The sequence below is a fragment of the Kitasatospora griseola genome (assembly GCF_014648555.1).
Lineage (GTDB): Bacteria > Actinomycetota > Actinomycetes > Streptomycetales > Streptomycetaceae > Kitasatospora > Kitasatospora griseola.
Genome location: NZ_BMRI01000015.1, coordinates 92,747 through 110,824, shown reverse-complemented (window position 1 = coordinate 110,824; position 18,078 = coordinate 92,747). Strand labels below are relative to the sequence as shown.

The 18,078-nt window shown below is 72.8% G+C and carries 20 protein-coding genes and 1 pseudogene; 7 read left to right on the top strand and 14 right to left on the bottom strand.

Going from position 1 to position 18,078, the window contains the following annotated elements; translation table 11 throughout:
- Positions 1 to 70 precede the first annotated feature (70 nt).
- A complete protein-coding gene (locus IEZ12_RS20570) occupies positions 71 to 1,003 on the top strand; it encodes a branched-chain amino acid transaminase (protein ID WP_189273420.1) in 933 nt (310 codons plus the stop codon).
- Here the strand turns inward: IEZ12_RS20570 and IEZ12_RS20565 are convergent.
- From IEZ12_RS20565 to clpS, 9 genes are all read right to left on the bottom strand, one after another.
- Positions 991 to 1,743 carry an MBL fold metallo-hydrolase gene (locus IEZ12_RS20565; RefSeq protein ID WP_043914148.1) on the bottom strand — a complete coding sequence of 251 codons (753 nt, stop codon included), beginning with the start codon at positions 1,741 to 1,743 and terminating at the stop codon, positions 991 to 993. The genes IEZ12_RS20570 and IEZ12_RS20565 overlap by 13 nt on opposite strands.
- A 159-nt stretch (positions 1,744 to 1,902) precedes the next feature.
- The gene (locus tag IEZ12_RS20560; RefSeq protein WP_189273418.1) at positions 1,903 to 2,091 is read right to left on the bottom strand and encodes a MerR family transcriptional regulator; all 189 of its coding nucleotides are present in this window, start codon (positions 2,089 to 2,091) and stop codon (positions 1,903 to 1,905) included.
- A gap of 233 nt (positions 2,092 to 2,324) precedes the next feature.
- A complete protein-coding gene (locus tag IEZ12_RS20555) occupies positions 2,325 to 3,293 on the bottom strand; it encodes a PLP-dependent cysteine synthase family protein (protein WP_043914150.1) in 969 nt (322 codons plus the stop codon).
- Between the two features lie 187 nt (positions 3,294 to 3,480).
- Entirely contained in the window at positions 3,481 to 3,759 is a 279-nt protein-coding gene (locus IEZ12_RS20550; RefSeq protein ID WP_043914151.1) for a MoaD/ThiS family protein, read from the bottom strand.
- 119 nt (positions 3,760 to 3,878) lie between these two features.
- Positions 3,879 to 3,992, bottom strand: coding sequence for a putative leader peptide (locus IEZ12_RS40625; RefSeq protein ID WP_327063407.1), 114 nt, complete (start codon positions 3,990 to 3,992; stop codon positions 3,879 to 3,881).
- A gap of 139 nt (positions 3,993 to 4,131) precedes the next feature.
- Positions 4,132 to 4,563: a M67 family metallopeptidase gene (locus IEZ12_RS20545; RefSeq protein ID WP_189273416.1), complete on the bottom strand. Its 432-nt coding sequence runs from the start codon at positions 4,561 to 4,563 to the stop codon at positions 4,132 to 4,134.
- Positions 4,564 to 4,585: 22 nt separating this feature from the next.
- Positions 4,586 to 6,025: an amino acid permease gene (locus IEZ12_RS20540; RefSeq protein ID WP_189273413.1), complete on the bottom strand. Its 1,440-nt coding sequence runs from the start codon at positions 6,023 to 6,025 to the stop codon at positions 4,586 to 4,588.
- A 158-nt stretch (positions 6,026 to 6,183) separates the two neighbouring features.
- Positions 6,184 to 6,759, bottom strand: a complete 576-nt coding sequence (locus IEZ12_RS20535) for a DUF2017 domain-containing protein (protein ID WP_189273411.1) — start codon at positions 6,757 to 6,759, stop codon at positions 6,184 to 6,186.
- 43 nt (positions 6,760 to 6,802) lie between these two features.
- Positions 6,803 to 7,096, bottom strand: a complete 294-nt coding sequence (gene clpS / locus IEZ12_RS20530; RefSeq protein WP_043914156.1) for an ATP-dependent Clp protease adapter ClpS — start codon at positions 7,094 to 7,096, stop codon at positions 6,803 to 6,805.
- Between the two features lie 144 nt (positions 7,097 to 7,240).
- Here clpS and IEZ12_RS20525 point away from each other — a divergent pair, with 144 nt between their 5' ends.
- Positions 7,241 to 8,554, top strand: a complete 1,314-nt coding sequence (locus tag IEZ12_RS20525; RefSeq protein WP_189273409.1) for a nicotinate phosphoribosyltransferase — start codon at positions 7,241 to 7,243, stop codon at positions 8,552 to 8,554.
- Positions 8,555 to 8,678: 124 nt separating this feature from the next.
- Complete coding sequence (locus IEZ12_RS20520; RefSeq protein WP_189273408.1) at positions 8,679 to 9,269, top strand: isochorismatase family protein; 591 nt, start codon at positions 8,679 to 8,681, stop codon at positions 9,267 to 9,269.
- A gap of 22 nt (positions 9,270 to 9,291) precedes the next feature.
- Here IEZ12_RS20520 and IEZ12_RS20515 read toward each other — a convergent pair whose 3' ends face one another.
- Positions 9,292 to 10,314 (bottom strand): hypothetical protein, encoded by a 1,023-nt coding sequence (locus IEZ12_RS20515; protein WP_189273406.1) that lies wholly within the window; start codon positions 10,312 to 10,314, stop codon positions 9,292 to 9,294.
- A gap of 316 nt (positions 10,315 to 10,630) precedes the next feature.
- On the opposite strand from IEZ12_RS20515, the gene IEZ12_RS20510 reads away from it, so the two are divergent.
- Positions 10,631 to 11,182, top strand: coding sequence for a hypothetical protein (locus IEZ12_RS20510; RefSeq protein WP_189273404.1), 552 nt, complete (start codon positions 10,631 to 10,633; stop codon positions 11,180 to 11,182).
- Positions 11,183 to 11,243: 61 nt separating this feature from the next.
- Here IEZ12_RS20510 and IEZ12_RS20505 read toward each other — a convergent pair.
- A pseudogene (locus tag IEZ12_RS20505) lies at positions 11,244 to 12,356 on the bottom strand (cation diffusion facilitator family transporter).
- 240 nt (positions 12,357 to 12,596) lie between these two features.
- On the opposite strand from IEZ12_RS20505, the gene IEZ12_RS20500 reads away from it, so the two are divergent.
- Both IEZ12_RS20500 and IEZ12_RS20495 read left to right on the top strand, forming a co-directional pair.
- On the top strand, positions 12,597 to 13,049 hold the full coding sequence (locus tag IEZ12_RS20500; protein ID WP_100588609.1) for a hypothetical protein: 453 nt from the start codon (positions 12,597 to 12,599) through the stop codon (positions 13,047 to 13,049).
- 258 nt (positions 13,050 to 13,307) lie between these two features.
- The gene (locus tag IEZ12_RS20495; protein WP_189273402.1) at positions 13,308 to 14,429 is read left to right on the top strand and encodes a DUF2332 domain-containing protein; all 1,122 of its coding nucleotides are present in this window, start codon (positions 13,308 to 13,310) and stop codon (positions 14,427 to 14,429) included.
- Here IEZ12_RS20495 and IEZ12_RS20490 read toward each other — a convergent pair.
- Complete coding sequence (locus IEZ12_RS20490) at positions 14,417 to 14,956, bottom strand: DinB family protein (protein ID WP_189273400.1); 540 nt, start codon at positions 14,954 to 14,956, stop codon at positions 14,417 to 14,419. The genes IEZ12_RS20495 and IEZ12_RS20490 overlap by 13 nt on opposite strands.
- A gap of 193 nt (positions 14,957 to 15,149) precedes the next feature.
- Between IEZ12_RS20490 and IEZ12_RS20485 the strand changes: the two genes are divergently transcribed.
- A complete protein-coding gene (locus IEZ12_RS20485; RefSeq protein WP_189273398.1) occupies positions 15,150 to 16,106 on the top strand; it encodes a transglycosylase SLT domain-containing protein in 957 nt (318 codons plus the stop codon).
- A gap of 8 nt (positions 16,107 to 16,114) precedes the next feature.
- Here the strand turns inward: IEZ12_RS20485 and IEZ12_RS20480 are convergent, their stop codons facing one another.
- The gene (locus IEZ12_RS20480; protein WP_189273396.1) at positions 16,115 to 16,561 is read right to left on the bottom strand and encodes an HIT family protein; all 447 of its coding nucleotides are present in this window, start codon (positions 16,559 to 16,561) and stop codon (positions 16,115 to 16,117) included.
- Positions 16,562 to 16,646: 85 nt separating this feature from the next.
- On the bottom strand, positions 16,647 to 18,071 hold the full coding sequence (locus IEZ12_RS20475; protein ID WP_229847727.1) for a S8 family serine peptidase: 1,425 nt from the start codon (positions 18,069 to 18,071) through the stop codon (positions 16,647 to 16,649).
- Positions 18,072 to 18,078 lie beyond the last annotated feature (7 nt).

Here is an 18,078-nt window from a genome sequence, read left to right as displayed (position 1 = left end):
CGCGGCCATGGCCCGATCCGGCGGGCCCGAAGGCCTTCGCGGGGGCGTTCGGGCTGGCCAGGATGGCGGCATGGCGATTCCCGAGTCTTCCGTGATCTGGTTCGACGGCGCACTGGTGCCCTGGCACGAGGCCCGCGTCCATGTGCTCAGCCATGCGCTGCACTACGGCACCGGGGTGCTGGAGGGCACCCGGGTGTTCGCGACGGCCGACGGGCCGGCGGTGTTCCGGCTGCCCGAGCACCTGGCCCGGCTGGACCGCAGTGCCCGCATGCTGCGGATGGAACTGCCGTACTCGGCAGAGGAGTTGGCGGCGGCGACGGTGGCGCTGGTGGCGGCGAACGGCCACCGGGAGTGCTACCTGCGGCACTTGGCGTTCCTGGGGTACGGCTCGATGGGGCTGGACATGCGCCACTCCCCCACCAGCGTGTCGATCGCGTCCTGGGAGTGGCCGGCCTACCTGCCGGAGGGACGCGGGCTGCGGCTGATGACCAGCAGTTGGCGGCGCACCGACCCCAACTCCGTTCCCCCGGCGGCGAAGGCGACCGGCCCGTACCTGAACTCGGCGCTGGCCCGCCGGGAGGCGACCGACGCCGGGTTCGACGAGGCGCTGCTGCTGGCCCCGGACGGGACGGTCAGCGAGTGCAGTTCGGAGAACGTGTTCGTGGTGCGCGACGGCGTGCTGCGGACCACTCCGGCCAGCGCGGGGGCGCTGGAGGGGATCACCCAGGACACCCTGCTGACGCTGGCCCGCGACCTGGGCGCGGAGGTCCGGATCGAGCCGCTGCTGCGGTCGGACCTGTACGCGGCGGACGAGGTGTTCATCTCCGGGACGGCCGCCGGGGTGGTCCCGGTCGGCTCCCTGGACAACCGCGAACTACCGTCGCACGAGGGCGAGTTGACGAAGCAGTTGGCGCACGCGTACCGGGCCGCGGTGCACGGCGAGGACGCCCGGTACCGGCACTGGCTGACGCCGGTCCACCGCTCGCCGGCTCACAGTTCGTAGGCGGCCCCGGCCCGGGCCAGGTCGACCGGGCCGGGATAGACGGCGGCGGCGTCGCGGCGGTTGCGTTCGGCGTCGGTCCACGGCGGGATGTGGGTCAGCACCAGGCGTTTGGCGCCGGCCCGGGCCGCGTGCTCACCGGCCTGGCGGCCGTTGAGGTGGATGGAGTCGAAGGTCTCCTTGCCGTGGGTGTAGGCCGCCTCGCACAGGAACAGGTCGGTGCCGCGGGCGAGTTCGACCAGATCCGGGCAGATGCCGGTGTCACCGGAGTAGACCACGCTGCGGCCGCCGTGCTCGATCCGGAAGCCGTACGCCTCGGAGTCCAGGTGGTTGACCAGGGCCGCGGTGACGGTGAGCGGGCCGAGCTCCAGGCGGGCGCCGTCGGCGAGGTCGCGGAAGTCGAAGACCTCGGTCATGCCGGGCTTCTCCGGCATGTCGTAGGCGCGGGCCAGGCGTTCCGCGGTGCCGGTGGGGCCGTACACGGGCAGCGGCTCGGGGCAGCCCTCGACCCGGTAGTTGCGGGCCACCCAGTAGGCGCACAGGTCGATGCAGTGGTCGGCGTGCAGGTGGCTGAGCAGCACCGCGTCCACCTCGTACAGGCCGGTGTGCTTCTGCAGATTGCCGAGGGCGCCGTTGCCGAGGTCGACGACCAGGCGGTAGCCGTCGGCCTCCACCAGGTAGCTGGAGCACGGGGAGTCCACGGACGGGAAGCTCCCCGAGCACCCCACCACGGTCAGTTTCATGCCGAGCCCTTCCCGCCCCGTCGGGCCATCGTCCGCGGCCGCCCGCACCGCCGGGGGCGGAGCGGGTTCTTTGAGTGTCGAGGGTAAGGGCCGGGCGGCACTTTGCTCCCTCTCCCGTGCCGCGCTGTGGGCGGAATCACCAGGACGGGGCGGGGCGTCTCAGCGCCGCCCGGGGCGGGTCCTGGCCCAGTGCCGGATGGTCTGCGGGTACCAGCGGGGGCGGCCTTCGGGGTCCAGCCGGTCGGGGTGCGGGAGCAGGCCGTGGCGCTTGTAGTGGCGGACGGTCTCGGCCTGCACGCCGATGTGACGGGCGATCTCGACGTAGGACCAGAGCTTCCGGCCGGGCATGGGTGCCCACCTCCACGGTGACGGTGAACCAAGCGGTGCGCCGTCAGCCTCGGGGGTGGGTGCGCCCGGCGGGTGCACGACAGGCGGCGGTGGCGGTTCCGTGACAGAGCGGTCACCGGGAACGGACAAAGACCGGGATGTCACAGCGGGCCGATGATCCGACCGTCCCACCGCACGAACGCCGACGGCGCGGCCCCCGAAAAGGGGTGCCGCGCCGTCGGGTTGACGTTCCGTCAGGCCCAGAGCTGGCCCTGCAGTGCCTCGACCGCCGCCTCGGTGGACTCGGCGGTGTAGATGCCGGTGGACAGGTACTTCCAGCCGCCGTCGGCGACCACGAAGACCACGTCCGCCCGCTCGCCCGACCGGGCCGCCTTGCGGGCCACCCCGATCGCGGCGTGCAGGATCGCACCGGTGGAGACGCCCGCGAAGATGCCTTCCTGCTGGAGCAGTTCACGGGTCCGGGCGACCGCGTCGGCGGAGCCGACCGAGAACCGGGTGGTCAGCACCTCGGCGTCGTACAGCTCGGGGACGAAGCCCTCGTCGAGGTTGCGCAGGCCGTACACCAGGTCGTCGTACCGCGGCTCGGCGGCGACGATCTGCACGCCCGGGACCTTCTCGCGCAGGTACCGGCCGACGCCCATCAGGGTGCCGGTGGTGCCCAGGCCCGCCACGAAGTGGGTGACGGTGGGCAGGTCGGCGAGAATCTCCGGGCCGGTGCCGTGGTAATGCGCACCGGCGTTGTCCGGGTTGCCGTACTGGTAGAGCATCACCCAGTCGGGGTGCTCGGCGGCGATCTCCTTGGCCATCCGCACCGCGGTGTTGGAGCCGCCCGCGGCCGGCGAGGGGATGATCTCCGCGCCCCACATCCGCAGCAGTTCGCGGCGTTCCTCGCTGGTGTTCTCCGGCATCACGCAGACCATCCGGTAGCCCTTGAGCTTGGCCGCCATGGCGAGCGAGATGCCGGTGTTGCCACTGGTCGGCTCCAGGACGGTGCAGCCCGGGGTGAGCCGCCCGTCGGCCTCGGCGCGCTCGATCATGTGCAGCGCCGGGCGGTCCTTGATCGAACCGGTGGGGTTGCGGTCCTCCAGCTTGGCCCACAGCGTGACCAGGCCGTCGTCATTGCCGGGCACGGCGGCGGACAGCCGCGGCAGCCGCACCAGCGGGGTGTTGCCGACGGCCTCGATCGGGCTGTCGTAACGCATGGGGCCTCCGACGGTCAGGGGTGGAAGAAGGAGCGGGGCGAGAGCCGAGCCCGGGCGTGCATCGTGCGGGCGCACCTCCCAGCCGCCAGGCTGGGAGAGAGTGGGCAGCGGCGCTGCGCGCGACGAGGGACGTGCGGCCGGGCGACGGCTGTCGGCACGCGACGCCGCCCCTGGCCGTCCGGGCTCCCTACTTCATGCCGCCGGCCACGGCGGGCAGGATGGTGACGCTGTCGCCGTCGGCCAGCTCGGTGGCCACGCCGTCCAGGAAGCGGACGTCCTCGTCGTTCAGGTAGACGTTGACGAAGCGGCGCAGCTCGCCGCCGTCCAGCAGGCGGGCGGCGATGCCGGGGTGGCGGACGTCGAGGTCGGTGAACAGCTCCCCGAGGTTGGCGCCGTTGCCGTCGACGGCCTTGGCGCCGTCGGTGTAGGTGCGGAGGATGGTCGGGATGCGGACCTCGATGGCCATGGCTGCGCTCCTGTGAAGTGGTTTCGGGTTGCCGGGCCGACGGGGCGCGGCAGGGGGGAAGGGCCCCGGGGCGGCCGGGGCAGGAGGGTGGAGAAGGCTTGCCGTCAGGGCGCTGCCGGTCAGTGCGCGGCAGTGCCGGGACAGATCGCGCTGGCGAGTCGGCACAGGTCGACGTGCAGGCGTGCCACGAGGCGGATGCCTGGGGCCTGAATGCTCACATCGACGGAACGCATGGACTCATCGTATAGATTCCCGGCCCCTTTTTGACATGGTGGTCTCAGCATCCGGTCGACCGCGTCCCGGCCAATGAGAAACGGGCCCGCCCACCACGCGCTGCGCAGCAGAAACGGGCCCGTCGGGGGGCATTGGGGTTCAGAGCTGGTAGGCCTCGACCACCTGGACGTCTTCCTCCGTGATCATGCCGTCCACGATGCGGAACGACCGGAACTGGTAGGGATCGTCCTCGCCGGTGCCCTCGGCGGTGGAGACGAGCACGTAGTGGGCGAACGGTTCGGACGCGTAGCTCACGTCGGTGCGGGACGGGTAGGCCTCAGTGGCGGTGTGCGAGTGGTAGATCACCACCGGCTCCTCGTCCAGGTCGTCCATCTCGCGGTAGAGCTTCAGCAGGTCACCGGAGTCGAACTCGTAGAAGGTGGGCGAGCGGGCCGCGTTGAGCATCGGGACGAACCGCTCGGGCCGGCCGGTGCCGGCCGGTCCGGCGATCACGCCGCACGCCTCGTCCGGGTGATCGGCGCGGGCGTGGGCGACCATGCGGTCGCGCAGTTCTCGGGTGATGGTCAGCATGCGGGCCAGGATAAGCGAGCGGTCAATCGCCGCTTCCGGCGTGCAGGTGGGAGTGCGGATCGCCGTGAACGGCGCCCGGGTCGCGGCGGCCGATCATCCGGTAGCCGACGATCAGCACCAGCGCCCAGACCGGGAAGACGTACAGCGAGATCCGGGCGGTCGGGTCGAGCGCGATCAGCACCAGGACCAGCACCAGGAAGGCCAGCGCCAGCCAGCGGGTCCAACTGCCGCCGGGCGCGCGGAAGGTCGGCGCGGGCAGCCGGCCGGCCTTCCAGGCGGCGTGGTAGCGCAGCTGGCTGGCCAGGATGACCCCCCAGGTCCACAGTCCGCAGACGGTGGCGACCGAGGTGATGTACTCGAACGCCCGCTCCGGGACGAGGTAGTTGAGCACCACGCCGGCGCCCATCAGCAGGCAGGAGACGGTGATCGCGGCGGCGGGGGTGCGGCTGGCGGTCAGCCGGGTGAGTCGGCCGGGGGCGAGCCGGCGCAGCGCCAGGTCGCGCAGCATCCGGCCGGTGGAGTACATCCCGGAGTTGCACGAGGACAGCGCCGCGGTGAGCACCACGAAGTTGATGATGCCGGCCGCCGCGGGGATGCCGACCTTGCCGAAGGCGGCGACGAACGGGCTGACGCCGGGCTCGAACTCGGACCACGGCACCAGCGACAGGATGATCAGCAGGGCGCCGACGTAGAACAGCGCGATCCGCACCGGCAGGGTGTTGATCGCCCGCGGCAGAGTCTTCTCCGGGTTCTCGCTCTCGCCCGCGGTGACGCCGACCAACTCCACGCCCAGGTAGGCGAACATGACGATCTGAAGGGACATCACGGTGGCGCCGAAGCCCTTGGGGAAGAAGCCTCCGTCGTTCCACAGGTGGGTGATCGAGGCGGTGTCGCCGGCGGCGGAGAAGCCGAAGACCAGCACGCCGATGCCGATCAGGATCATGCCGACGATCGCGGTGACCTTGACCATGGAGAACCAGAACTCGATCTCGCCGAACAGCCTCACCGAGATCAGGTTGGCGGCGTACAGCAGCACCAGGAACACCAGCGCCGTCCCCCACTGCGGGACGCCCGGCTCCCAGAACCGCACGTAGACGGCGGCGGCGGTGGTCTCGGCCATGCCGGTGACCACCCAGAACAGCCAGTACGTCCAGCCGGTGACGAAGCCGGCGAACGGGCCGAGGAACTCCCGGGCGTACTCGGCGAAGCTGCCCGACACCGGGCGGTAGGTGAGCAGTTCGCCGAGCGCCCGCATGATCACGAAGATCACCAGGCCGGCCACCGCGTAGTCGAGCAGCAGGCTCGGTCCGGCCTTGGAGATGGCGGTGCCCGCGCCGAGGAACAGGCCGGTGCCGATCGCGCCGCCGATCGCGATCATCTGGATCTGCCGGCTGCCGAGACCCCGCTCGTAGCCCTCCTCGTCGGGGACGGAGTCGGTCTCCTCGTTCGCCTCGCGTGTCATCTGCCCGCCTCGCCTCCCGGTCCGCGCCGACCGGCCGGCCGGCGCGCCCCCGCTCCCTCGGGAGGTCGAGTCAATCACGCGAAAAGCCCCACAACCGCCCGAGTACGGGCGTCAGTGGGGCAATCCGACCATATGAACGAATTGGGCGGCCGAGCGGCTCAGCCCGCCATCGCCTCCAGCAGGCTCTCCTGCATCGCGCCCAGCCACAGGTAGGCGATCACCAGCGGCTTGCGCGGGTCGCTCTCCGGCAGGTCGTAGAGGCCGTCGTCGTCGTCCTCGCTGACCTCCAGCCGGGAGCCCAGGGTCAGCCGCAGGTCGTTGAGCGCGCCCAGCCAGCGCGGGCAGTCCCCGGCGCCGACCGCGACCACGCCGCCCTCGCCGCCGAGGCCGTCCAGCGCCCGCACCACCGCGAGGGCGTCCTCGCGCTTGCGGGCCCGCAGGTCCAGCTCGGTGTAGCGGCGGAACTCGGAGGCCATCTCGGCGGCCTGCGGGTCCTTCGGCGCGCCCGGGCCGCCGTACGCGTCGGGGAACAGCCGCAGCAGCGCCGGATCCTCGGGCGCCTCGCTGGGACCCTCGGCGAACAGCGCCGCCAGTGGATCTTCGTGCTCCCCGCCGGGCGGCGGGCCGATCAGCTCCAGCATCTGCACTTCCAGCGAGCGCAGGATGGAGGCCTCGAACTCGTCCAGCGGGATCGCCGCGCCGCCGCTCGCGGCGCTCTCGAACAAACCGGCCATGTGTTTCGGATCAGTCCCTCGTGGATCGGTGGGTGACGGGCCGTCAGTCGTGCTGCAGGGTGGCCCAGAGGCCGTAGCCGTGCATCGCCTGCACGTCGCGCTCCATCTCCTCGCGGGTGCCGCTGGAGACCACCGCCCGCCCCTTGGTGTGCACGTCCATCATCAACTGGCGCGCCTTGTCCTTCGGGTAGCCGAAGTAGCTCTGGAAGACGTACTGCACGTAGGTCATCAGGTTGACCGGGTCGTTGTGGACGATGGTCACCCAGGGAGTGTCCGGCTCCGTGACCGGAACCCCCTCCACTTCCGGGCGCTCGATCTCCACCGGCGCGACACTCACAGTCCGTCTCTCCTCGTCGACCTCGATCTTTCCCCTCCGCCCATGCTTCCATCCGAGGGACTCCGGAGCGAATCAGGGTCGCCCGACACGTGACCCGGAGGGGAAATCGTCACTCTGACGCTAAGTGGTAGTAGCATCATTCCCATGGACGCCATCACCGCGCAGCGCAGCTCCGCGCTGCTCACCGACCGCTACGAGCTGACCATGCTGCAGGCCGCCCTGCGCAGCGGCGCCGCGCACCGCCGCTCGGTCTTCGAGGTGTTCACCCGCCGCCTGCCGAACGGCCGCCGCTACGGTGTGCTGGCCGGCACCGGCCGGGTGCTGGACGCCGTGGAGGACTTCCGGTTCACCACGCCGCAGCTCGACTGGCTCGCCGACCAGCGGGTGGTGGACGAGGACACGCTGCGCTACCTCGCCGACTACCGCTTCACCGGTGACATCCACGGCTACCCCGAGGGCGAGGTGTACTTCCCCGGCTCGCCGCTGCTGACCGTCGAGGGCAGCTTCGCCGAGGCGGTGATCCTGGAGACGGTGATCCTGTCGATCCTCAACCACGACTCGGCGATCGCCGCCGCGGCGTCCCGGATGACCGCCGCCGCCGGGGACCGCCCGGTGATCGAGATGGGCGCCCGGCGCGCCCACGAGCAGGCCGCCGTCGCGGCCGCCCGGGCCGCCTACCTGGCGGGCTTCTCCGCCACCTCCGACCTGGAGGCCGGCTTCACCTACGGCATCCCGACCACCGGCACCGCCGCCCACGCCTTCACCCTGCTGCACGACAGCGAGAAGGACGCCTTCACCGCGCAGATCGAGTCGATGGGCCGCGCCACCACGCTGCTGGTCGACACCTACGACCTCGCCGAGGCGGTCCGCACCGCCGTCGAGGTGGCCGGCCCCGACCTGGGCGCCGTCCGGATCGACTCCGGCGACCTGACCCTGCTCGCCCACCGGGTCCGCCGTCAGCTCGACGAGCTCGGCGCCACCGGCACGAAGATCATCGTCACCTCCGACCTCGACGAGTACGCCATCGCCGCGCTGGCCGCCGCCCCCGTGAACGGCTACGGCGTCGGCACCAGCCTGGTCACCGGCAGCGGCCACCCGACCTGCGCGATGGTCTACAAGCTGGTCGCCCGCGAATCCGCCGCAGGCGGCGAACTCGTCCCGGTCGCCAAGCGCTCGGTCGGCGGCAAGACCAGCATCGGCGGCCGCAAGTGGGCCGCCCGCCGCCCCGACGCCGACGGCGTCGCCGAGGCCGAGGTGGTCGGCACCGGCCCGGTGCCCGCCGAACTGGAACCGCACCTGCTGCACGTCCCGCTGATCACCGCCGGCGAGGTGGTCGGCCGCGAATCGCTGGACGCCGCCCGCGAACGCCACCGCCGCGCCCGCGCCGCGCTGCCGCTGTCCGCCACCCAGCTGTCCCGCGGCGAGCCGGTGATCGGCACCGAGCGGCACACCGGCTGAGCCCTTCCGCCGCCGCCCGGCACTCCCTAGAGTGCCAACCGCCCCACCGTCCCTCCCCCCGATCGCCCGTGCGGCCGAGACCCCCCGGCTCCGGACCGCACCACCCAACGAGAGAAGACCAGCCATGCACCGGGCCCTGATCGTCGTCGACGTGCAGAACGACTTCTGCGAAGGCGGCAGCCTTCCCGTCGCCGGCGGGGCCGAGGTCGCGGCCGCGATCACCGACCTGATCGCCGACTCCGCCCCCGGCTACGCCCACATCGTCGCCACCCGCGACCACCACATCGAGCCCGGCGCGCACTTCGCCGCCGAGCCCGACTACGTCCACTCGTGGCCCGCGCACTGCGTGGCCGGCACCGAAGGCGTGGGCTTCCACCCCAACTTCGCGCCCTCGGTGACCTCCGGCGCGATCGAGGCGGTGTTCTCCAAGGGCGCGTTCGCCGCCGCCTACAGCGGCTTCGAGGGCCTCGACGAGCACGGCGGCACCCTCGCCGAGTGGCTGAACGAACGCGGCGTCACCGACGTCGACGTGGTCGGCATCGCCACCGACCACTGCGTCCGCGCCACCGCCCTGGACGCCGCCCGGGAGGGCTTCGCCACCCGCGTCCTGCTCGACCTGACGGCCGGTGTCGCGCCCGCCACCACCAGCGCGGCGCTGGACGAACTGCGCGCCGCGGGCGTCGAGTTGAACGGCACCCCGGTGGTCCGCTCCTGACGCGGCGTCACATCATCGCCGTTCAGCGCTCGTTGACCACCAGCGCCACCACGTCCTCGCCGCCGATCCGGTAGGCCTCGGCCAACTCGTCGCCGACCGCGTCCCGTTCGGCGGCGAGCCGGGCCGAGCCGACGTACACCACCCGCACGCCCAGGTACTCCATCCGGTGCTGCCCGGCCCGCACCCAGGCCGCCTCGCCCTCGCTGACGCAGCGCACCTCGGAGTCCACCTCCACGGCCACCGCCGCCTCCGGCCAGAACAGGTCCGGCACCGCGACGTACGTCCCGCCGCGCATCCGCAGCTCGGGGCCCGGCAGCGGCAGCGGCAGGCCCCGCCCGACGGCCAGCTCCACCAGCGCGGCCAGCGCCGACTCCCGCTGTGCGGCCAGCAGTTCGTCCACCGCCGCGCGCACCCGCGGCTCCGCCAGCAGCCCCGCCTCGGTCAGCTCGGCCAGCAGCCCGGCCGCGCTGCCGCCCTCCCGCTCCACCGCCTCGCGCAGCACCGCCCGCAGCACCCCCGGGCCGACCCGGCCGCCCTCGAACGCACCCTCCTCGGACCACTCGCGGATCGCGTCCGCCACCGCCCGGGCGACCGGCGCGCAGGCCAGCCCGTGCACCTCGCGCGCCTCCAACTGCCGTTCGGTGCGCCGGATCCGGACCTGCCCGGCGTCCCGCAGCCGGCGCTGCCGGGGCACCAGCACCTCCACCCCGAGCACCGCGGGCAGCCGCGGCGTCGACACGAACCCGTACAGCGCCAGCGCCGCCGCCCCGGTGATCACCGCGCGATCCCGGCCGCCCTCGGCCCGGCCGTTCTGCGCCGCGTACAGCAGCGCCGCCCACATCCGTTGCTCCGGGGTCGGCGGACCCTCCTGCAGCAGGTACACCCGCGGCAGCAGCCGCTGCCACGGACCGCTCTGCCGGCAGTGTTCGCTCACCAGGCGGGCCGGCACGCCCCGGGTGCGCAATTGACTGGCCGTCACCACATTCTGCTGGCGCCGGGCGAGCTCTTCGAGAGAGGTGGGCTGCTGCGGAATCCGGTAGCTCATACCGACCACATTCCCCCTCGCCTCCGACACCCGACTCCGGACCTGACCACCTGTTACCCAACCGTCGTCAAACCGGGACTGCCCTGCACTAAAGTCCTCATACCCTCACCCATTCGGCGGATCGGACGTTCGAACCAATGTCGGATCAGGTCGGACTTACCGCCTACAATCCGATTTTCATTGGATCAACACAGATTTCGATCCGGTCGGACCCGGCCCGCCGACCTGCGCGATCTGACCGACCGTGATCGATCCCACACGCTCCGGCACGCCCCGCGGCGTCGGCGGGCGTCCCGAATTGCCTACCATCAGGCTCATGTCCCGCGACGAGTCATCCGCCCAGCGCGCCGCCAGACTGCGCCTCGGCCGCCTGCCCGGCTACGTCCGCCAACCCGATCCCGCCCGGCGCGGCGGAGAGGACGGACGTGCGTACAAGAAGGGCTGGGAAGTCCGTTTCACGGCGCGCAGCGAAGAGGAGATAACCGAGATCCGCGAGCTGGTCACGGCCGCCGGGTTCGCCCCCGCGCGGCCGTTCTTCAAAGGCCACCAGCTGATCCAGCCGGTGTACGGGATCGCCGCGGTGCAGGCCTACCTGGCCGCCCGCGAGACCGCCGAGGAGACCGGCCGGATCCGCCGCACCGCCGGCATTCCCGAGCAGTCGCGCCGCGAGCCCGACAGCGTGGCCGCCGCCGCCAGGGCCGCCGAGGCGGCGGCGGCGGAGGCCGCGACCGAGGCCGCAGCGCAGGCCGCCGCGCAGGCCGCCGCGCAGGCCGGCGCACGGAACGCCGTCGAGCCCGGAATCCGCGGCGAGGGCTCCAGCGCCGCTCTGCGGCCCGTTCGGAAGGCGGGTGGCCCCGAGGTTCACTGACCGCCCCACGAGGTCGCCAGGGAGCCCTTCCGGGCTCCCTGGGGCGGTTTTTGACGCTTCGTCAGACCGGCGGGGCGCTGATCGGGGCCGATTCGGGGTCGGATGCCCGGCTCCCGGAGAGGTTCAGACCTCCGCCCTCCGCCGGAGCGCGGTCGAGGTGGACGGTGGCTGCCGGCAGTCGGGGGACGGCGCGGACCATGCGCCCGCTCGGCGGCCACCACCACCTGACGGCCGGCCGCCGCCGCCGTCAGGGTGGTGCGGTCCACCACCGCCTCCGCCTCGGCGCGAAGCGCGTGCCCGCTCCGGCGCATCCGCACCGCGCCCACCCCGTTCACGGCGACCGGTTCCCGTGCCGCCGCGTCCGCCGGGGCCGGGTCGACGGCGTCCATCGGCCGTCGGCCCACCTCGCGCACCGTGCCGCCCGGCACCGGCGCGATCGCCGGCGTGATCAGCAGCCCCGCCACCGGGTCGGCGAGCCGCCGGCCCAGCGCGCTGCCGGCCGCGCCGAGCAGCACCGCCGGCGAGGTCGGCCCGTCGGTGCGGGCGTGCAGGCCGTCCGCGACCAGCGCCGCCGAGCCGATCCGCCGCCCGGTGGCGGGCCACCCCACTCGTTGCTGGCACACCCCGCCACCGCCCGCAGGTGGCCCACCGACTGCGGGGGCGGCAGCCACTCCACCGCCGGCGCCACCGCGACGCCCGCCAGGCCTTCCGCCCGCCCATGCCCGTACGTGAAGCAGCGGTTCGCCGCCCGTCGGCCGAGCAGGAACGCCACGCCCAGCGGGACGGCGGTCAGCGCGCGTCGGCGGCGTTGTCCTCGGTGTCGCCGAGCAGCGCCACCGTGCCCGACAGCGCCGCGACCACCGCCTGCACGGCGGCGGTGAGACCGAGCACCAGCAGCGAGGCCCGCAGCGCGCAGGCCCTCCGCCGAGGACTCCAGGACCGGGTCGACCCGGTCGGCGGCGTCGTGCGAGTGCGGCCGCAGCAGGCGCGCCGGGCGGTGGCCGAGGCTGGTCCGGCGGGGGCGCCCGTGCGGGTGCGCTTGTTCGTGGGGGTGTGCGTGTCGGTGCGCGTGTTCGTGAGGGTGCTGCCGGGCCGATGTGTGATGGTGGTCATGCCCGTGGTCCGGGTTTCGCCCGTGAAAATGAGCCCCGATGCCGTTTCCGCGTTCAACCATGAGGCCCACGGTGGCACACCAACTGCCCTGCAGCCACTGCCGATCCATCGTCTCCGACCAGGTGCGACGCGCTCGCGACCGCGTCCGGCGGGCGACCGTTGTTGACGGGGCGTCACACAACGCGCAGGTGCGGGGCCGGACCCGGGCATCTCAGCAGACTTGTCACCCACAGCACCCGCCCGAGGGCCTAGAGTGAGCGTTGACGCTCCCCGTCCGGACCCAGATCGAGAGGCAGCTGATGTGACCGACCGTCATGTCCCGGCCGCGGACTCGGCATGTGCTGATCGGTCCGTCGAACTGCCCCGCGTCTCCGTCGAGTTCGCGGCGTTCTGCGAGCTGCACGAGCCGCGGTACCGGAGCTATGCCCGGGTCTGGTTCCAGGAGCCCGCCGCCGCCCACCAGGTGGTCCGGCTCGCCCTGACCGAACTGGCCCAGGTCTGGCCCGCCGTCCTGGAGAGCCCCAACCCCGCCGCCGCGGCCTGGCAGATCCTCCGCGACACCGTCACCGAGCAGCACGCGCTGGCCGGCGCCGAGCGGCTGCGCCCGGACGTCGACGCGGAGGAGGACCTGGCGATCCTGCACTACGTGGTCGGCCTGGCCACGCCCGAGATCGCCGACGTGGTGGGCGTCGACACCGCCAGCATCACCAGCCAGCTCCGGCAGACCCATCGGTGGCGCACCACCGACCGGTGACCGGACCGGCGACCGGGTGCCCCGACGGTGCGGTGTCGGCCGGGTCGCGTGCGGGCCCGGACCCGGCGCGTGGGGAAGATCGTGCGCCCCTGAACCGCCTCGGCCGCCCGGGCGCGCGTCCGTACGCGGCGTGCAGGGCGTCCGCGCCGGTCGCACCCGTACCGTCCGTGAGCGAAATCACCGCCCGGCGCGCTACCGAGGGCCCTCCCGGCGGCGAAGGATGACGTGATGTCAGCCCAGGACGGAGGAGCTCCAGAGATGTCCATCGAGCATGCCGTGGCCATGTTCCGGCACCAGGCCGAGGCCTGCGCGGAGCTCGGCTCCCCGCTGTCCGCCGCCCTGCTGCACCGGGCCGCCGAGGACCTGGCCGCGGGCGGCCCGTGCGCCGCGGCGATCGCCGGCCACGAGGACGCCCCCGGGCCGTCGGCCGTCGCGCTGCGCCTGCTCGGCGCCGTCCACGCCCTGGTGATCTCCGGCCGGGCGCCCGGACTCGCCGCCCACTACCCCAGTGCGGGCGGCGCCTTCGACCCCGCCGACCCGGACGCCCCCTGGCCGGCCTTCCGCGCCACCGTCGCCGACCACCTGCCGTGGATCCGCGAGTGGCTCACCCGCCCGCCGCAGACCAACGAGGTCGGCCGCGCCAACCTGCTGCTCACCGGTCTGGCCTGGGCCCGGCACCGACTCGCCCAGGCCTCGCCCGACGCCGCGCAACTGCCGGTCCGGCTGCACGAACTCGGCTCCAGCGCGGGCCTCAACCTCCTTGCCGAGCAGTTCCGTTGCGTCTCCCCCGGGTTCGCGTACGGGCCGCCGGACTCGCCCGTGGTGCTCGCCGACGCCTGGCAGGGCGAGCCGCCCGCCTGGCTGCGGGACGCGCCGCTGCAGCGGGTGGTGGAGCGGCGCGGCTGCGACCCGACGCCGATCGACCCGCGCTCGGCCGACGGCGCCCTCGCCCTGCGCGCCTACCTGTGGGCGGACCAACTCCCCCGACTGGAACGGCTGAACGGCGCACTCGCGCTCGCCGCCCGGCTCCCCGCCCCGGTCGAACCGATCGGCGCGGCCGCCTTCCTGCGCGACGTCCGCCTCGCCGACGGCACGCTCACCGTGGTCTGGCACTCGATCATGCGCCAGTACGTCCCCGCCGAGGAATGGCGGTCCGTGGAAGCCGAGTTGGAGCGCCTGGCGGCCGCGTCCGGCCCGTCCGCGCCGTTCGTCCACCTCGCTCTGGAACCGCGCCGGGTCGGCCCCGGCCACCGCTTCCTGCTCACCGCCCGACTCGGCGCCGGGCCCACCACGGTGCTCGCCGAGGCGATGCCGCACGGCCTGCCCGCGTGGACCCTGGAGCCCGGCGACCCGGCCCTGGCGGTCGATCAACTGCCCTGATGCTGCTCGCCGGTGACGTCGTAGCGGTGGTGCACCGGGTCGTGGAGCACGTAGCGGGCGAAGGACTCCACGGTGAACCGGGCGCCGTCGCTGCGCACCCCGGCGCGCGGCCGGGCGGCGTCCGGCGCGGCCTCCAGCGAGCGCGCGAACTGCTCGGCGGCCGCGGCGAGTTCGACCGAGACCGTGGCCGGGTCCTGCTCGCCGTAGCGCTCCTCGACGGCGGTCGCGTCCTGGTCCCAGTTGGCGAACATCGGAGTGTCCTCGGTCAGCATCAGCGCCAGCCGCGCATCGCACCGCCGGAACACGTCCCGCACGTGGCAGGCGTACTCCAGCGCCGACCACACCTCCGGCCGCGGGCGCTCCCGCAGCGCCGCCGGATCGCCCGCCAGCAGCCCCGTCCAGGACGCCGCGTTCGCCCGGACCATGCCCGGGATCCGCTCGAAGCCGACCGACGGGGTGTCCAGACCGCACTCGGTGCAGGGGCGCTCGAGCACCCAGGTCCAGTCCTTGGTGTCAGGGATCATCATGTGCCCCAGCATCGCCCGCCCCTCCCCCGCCCCACCAGGGGCGCCACCGCCACCGGCCGTCGAGATCCCGCCACCCGGCCGGCTGACGACCCGTGAGCAGTCCGCTCGGGGGAGAGGGCGTAGCATGCCCCCGTCTCGCGGTCCGGTCCGCCTTGCGGCGGACGGATCGCTCGTACACATATGGGGGGATTCCATGACTGTCCGCACTCCGGTGCGCGCCGCGATCTGCCTGCTGTCGGCCGCCGCCGTCCTGGCCCCGGTCGCCGGCTGCGCCAAGAAGACGACGTCGAACGACGACCACCGGACGGCGGTCGGCGCCGCTGCGGAACTGTCGCCCGGCCCGACGGCCGACGCCTCGCCGTCCGGCTCCGCATCCACGTCCGCCGCGCCGTCGGCCTCCGCCGCGCCCAGCGCGTCGGACAGCCCGAAGCCGTCCCGCAGCGCCACCCCCACCCGCACCGCGAGCCGCCCGCCGTCCGCGGCCCCCGCCCCCGTCGCCAAGGCCGGCCCCGTCGCGCCCCCGCCGCCCGCCGTGCCGCCGCACACCCCGCCGCTGCAGAGCTCCTGCAAGCCGTCCTACACCGGCGCCAACGAGCCCAGGTCCGCCGTCAACGACGCGCTCACCGCCGCCGCGGGCAAGACCCGCACCTTCACCCTCGGCACTCCGTCCGGCGGCCGCACCGCCGACACCCTCCCGCCGCTGCCCGCCGCCCTGGTCAAGGCGATCGCCTGGCAGGAGAGCGGCTGGCAGTCCGCGATCCTCGCCTGCGACGGCGGCATCGGCACCATGCAGATCATGCCCGGCACGGTCTCCACCATGAACGCCAAGTACAACAACACCGCCGACGTCCACACCCTCGCCGGCAACGTCCAACTCGGCGCCGAGTACCTCGACTGGCTGGTCGCCTACTACGGCGACTCCTGCTTCGGCGGCGACTACGACCTCTCCCCCGACCCCGTCAGCGGCAAGACCCCGCTGCTCGACCTGGTCATCGCCGCCTACAACGCCGGCGCGGGCAACGTCCACTACAACCTCACCACCGACCCCGCCACCGGCGCCCAGGTCGGCCAGTCCGTCATCCCGAACCCGTCGTACGTCGCCAACGTGAAGGCCTTGATGAGCAAGGCCCCCTGGACCACCGCCGGCTGATCAGCCCCTCACCAGTTCTCCAACGCAGTGGCCACCCTGTCGGCGACCTCGTCCATCCGCGCCGCCGTCAGGGCCCGCTCCCCCGCGCCCAACAACCCGAACACCCGCGGGCCGCGCAACTCCACCCCCAACTCCGGCCCGCGCGGCACCACATGAAAGTGCAGGTGCGCGAACCCGGCCGCCTCCCCGAACTGCGCCACATACGCCTTCTCGCACCCCGTCACCACCTCCACCGCCCGCGCCAACCGCACCAGCCACCCACCCAGCACCGCCGCCTCGGCCGTGCTCAACTCCGCCATCGACTCCAGATGCCGCCTCGGCACCAGCACGAGCCAGCCCGGCAGCGCACAGTCCACCGCGTGCACCACTCGCCAGTGCTCGTCCACCGCGATCCGCTCGTATCGCGGCAGCCGCTCGAACTCGGCCTCGCGCTGGCAGGAGTAGCACCCCGTCACGACTTTCCTTCCCCCTCCGAACGCACAACGGCTCCCCCACGAACGGTCGAACCGTTCGCAGAGGAGCCGTCGACGACAAGCCCTGTCACCGCTGGTACGGATTCCCCCCGGCCGGCGGCTGCTGCGGCGGGTACGGCGCCTGCTGCTGCGGGTACGGCGACTGCGACTGCGGGTAGGGCGGCTGCGGCGGGTAGCCCTGCCCCGGCTGCGGCTGCTGCCCGTAACCGGCGGGCCCGGGCTGCTGCGGCGGATACCCGTAGCCGGGCCCACCACCGGGGCCACCGGGGCCGGCCGGACCGCCGGGGCCGTTGCCGCCGCTCTTGGAGCGGCGGACCAGCAGGACGATCACGACGATGACGATCAGGCCGAGGACGCCGCCGCCGACCGCGATCAGCATGCCGTTGCTGCTCTTGGAGTCACCGTCCGCCCGCGGGGTGGTGGAGTCGCCACCGGCCTGAGGCGTCTTCGCGGGATCCGTGGCGCCAGAGCCGGGCGTGCTGTCACCTGTACCGGGGCGATTGAGCAACGGGTTGTCCTTGGGCCCGTTGTCCACTGCCGGGTTAGGGGCCAACGCGCCGGACGGAGATGCAATGCCGTACCCGTACTGGTCGTTCGGATATGTCCCCTTGCCCGGCTGCTGCACCGCACTCTTGATCATCCGGTTGATGACCTGGCCCGCCGACAGGTTCGGATACTTCGACCGCACCAGCGCAGCGATCGCGGACACGTACGCCGTGGAGTCGGACGTACCGTTCGCAGTGCTGTAGCCCTGCTTTGCGTTCGCACGATAGATGTTGACGCCTGGAGCTGCGAGCGTCACCTGGGGCCCAGTGGTCGACTTCGGCCAGAGATCGCCCTTCTCGTCGATCGCCGTGACCACCACCACTCCGGGGGAAGCCGCCGGGTAGCCGATCTTCAGGCTGGCGTCGTTTCCGGGTGATGCAACGAGGACAACGTCCTTCTGAAGGGCATAGTTGATGGCGTCCTGGTACCCGGCATCGAACTTGCTTCCTCCGCCGAAGGACATGTTGATGACCTTCGCGCCGTGGTCGACCGCGTAACGGATGGCATCGCCGATTTCCGTTTCGCTGCCGGACTGGACGTGCTCGACATCAGTGATGTGGATCCGCACAGGAAGGATCTTGGCTTTGGGTGCGAGTCCCATGATTCCCGCATTGTCACCATGGCCGTGCCCGGCAATGACGCTCGCCATACCGGTCCCGTGGCCCTGGGTGTCAGTTCGCCCGTCCTTGCCAGGGCTTGTGAGGTCAGTCCCGGGAAGAACCTGGCCGGCCAGATCGGGATGATCTGCAACACCGCTGTCCAGAACCGCGACGATCACCCCGTCGCCCTCGCTTATCGGCCAAACCTTCTGGGCCGCGCCGTAGTTCAGCAGCGCCCACTGCCCATCGCGAATGGTGTCCGCGGCAGCGGGCCCGGCGCTGACACCCCACACCAGGGCTCCCGCAGCGAGCGCGGCCAGACCGCGCACAGATCGGCTGGTCGTCAAGCCTCGT

What these genes read in the sequence shown, in the direction of transcription:
- IEZ12_RS20570 (WP_189273420.1), top strand. Translation starts at nt 71, where the DNA reads ATGGCGATTCCCGAGTCTTCCGTGATCTGGTTCGACGGCGCACTGGTG.
- IEZ12_RS20565 (WP_043914148.1), bottom strand. Translation starts at nt 1,743, where the DNA reads ATGAAACTGACCGTGGTGGGGTGCTCGGGGAGCTTCCCGTCCGTGGAC.
- IEZ12_RS20560 (WP_189273418.1), bottom strand. Translation starts at nt 2,091, where the DNA reads ATGCCCGGCCGGAAGCTCTGGTCCTACGTCGAGATCGCCCGTCACATC.
- IEZ12_RS20555 (WP_043914150.1), bottom strand. Translation starts at nt 3,293, where the DNA reads ATGCGTTACGACAGCCCGATCGAGGCCGTCGGCAACACCCCGCTGGTG.
- IEZ12_RS20550 (WP_043914151.1), bottom strand. Translation starts at nt 3,759, where the DNA reads ATGGCCATCGAGGTCCGCATCCCGACCATCCTCCGCACCTACACCGAC.
- IEZ12_RS40625 (WP_327063407.1), bottom strand. Translation starts at nt 3,992, where the DNA reads ATGCGTTCCGTCGATGTGAGCATTCAGGCCCCAGGCATCCGCCTCGTG.
- IEZ12_RS20545 (WP_189273416.1), bottom strand. Translation starts at nt 4,563, where the DNA reads ATGCTGACCATCACCCGAGAACTGCGCGACCGCATGGTCGCCCACGCC.
- IEZ12_RS20540 (WP_189273413.1), bottom strand. Translation starts at nt 6,025, where the DNA reads ATGACACGCGAGGCGAACGAGGAGACCGACTCCGTCCCCGACGAGGAG.
- IEZ12_RS20535 (WP_189273411.1), bottom strand. Translation starts at nt 6,759, where the DNA reads ATGGCCGGTTTGTTCGAGAGCGCCGCGAGCGGCGGCGCGGCGATCCCG.
- IEZ12_RS20525 (WP_189273409.1), top strand. Translation starts at nt 7,241, where the DNA reads ATGGACGCCATCACCGCGCAGCGCAGCTCCGCGCTGCTCACCGACCGC.
- IEZ12_RS20520 (WP_189273408.1), top strand. Translation starts at nt 8,679, where the DNA reads ATGCACCGGGCCCTGATCGTCGTCGACGTGCAGAACGACTTCTGCGAA.
- IEZ12_RS20515 (WP_189273406.1), bottom strand. Translation starts at nt 10,314, where the DNA reads ATGAGCTACCGGATTCCGCAGCAGCCCACCTCTCTCGAAGAGCTCGCC.
- IEZ12_RS20510 (WP_189273404.1), top strand. Translation starts at nt 10,631, where the DNA reads ATGTCCCGCGACGAGTCATCCGCCCAGCGCGCCGCCAGACTGCGCCTC.
- IEZ12_RS20495 (WP_189273402.1), top strand. Translation starts at nt 13,308, where the DNA reads ATGTCCATCGAGCATGCCGTGGCCATGTTCCGGCACCAGGCCGAGGCC.
- IEZ12_RS20490 (WP_189273400.1), bottom strand. Translation starts at nt 14,956, where the DNA reads ATGATGATCCCTGACACCAAGGACTGGACCTGGGTGCTCGAGCGCCCC.
- IEZ12_RS20485 (WP_189273398.1), top strand. Translation starts at nt 15,150, where the DNA reads ATGACTGTCCGCACTCCGGTGCGCGCCGCGATCTGCCTGCTGTCGGCC.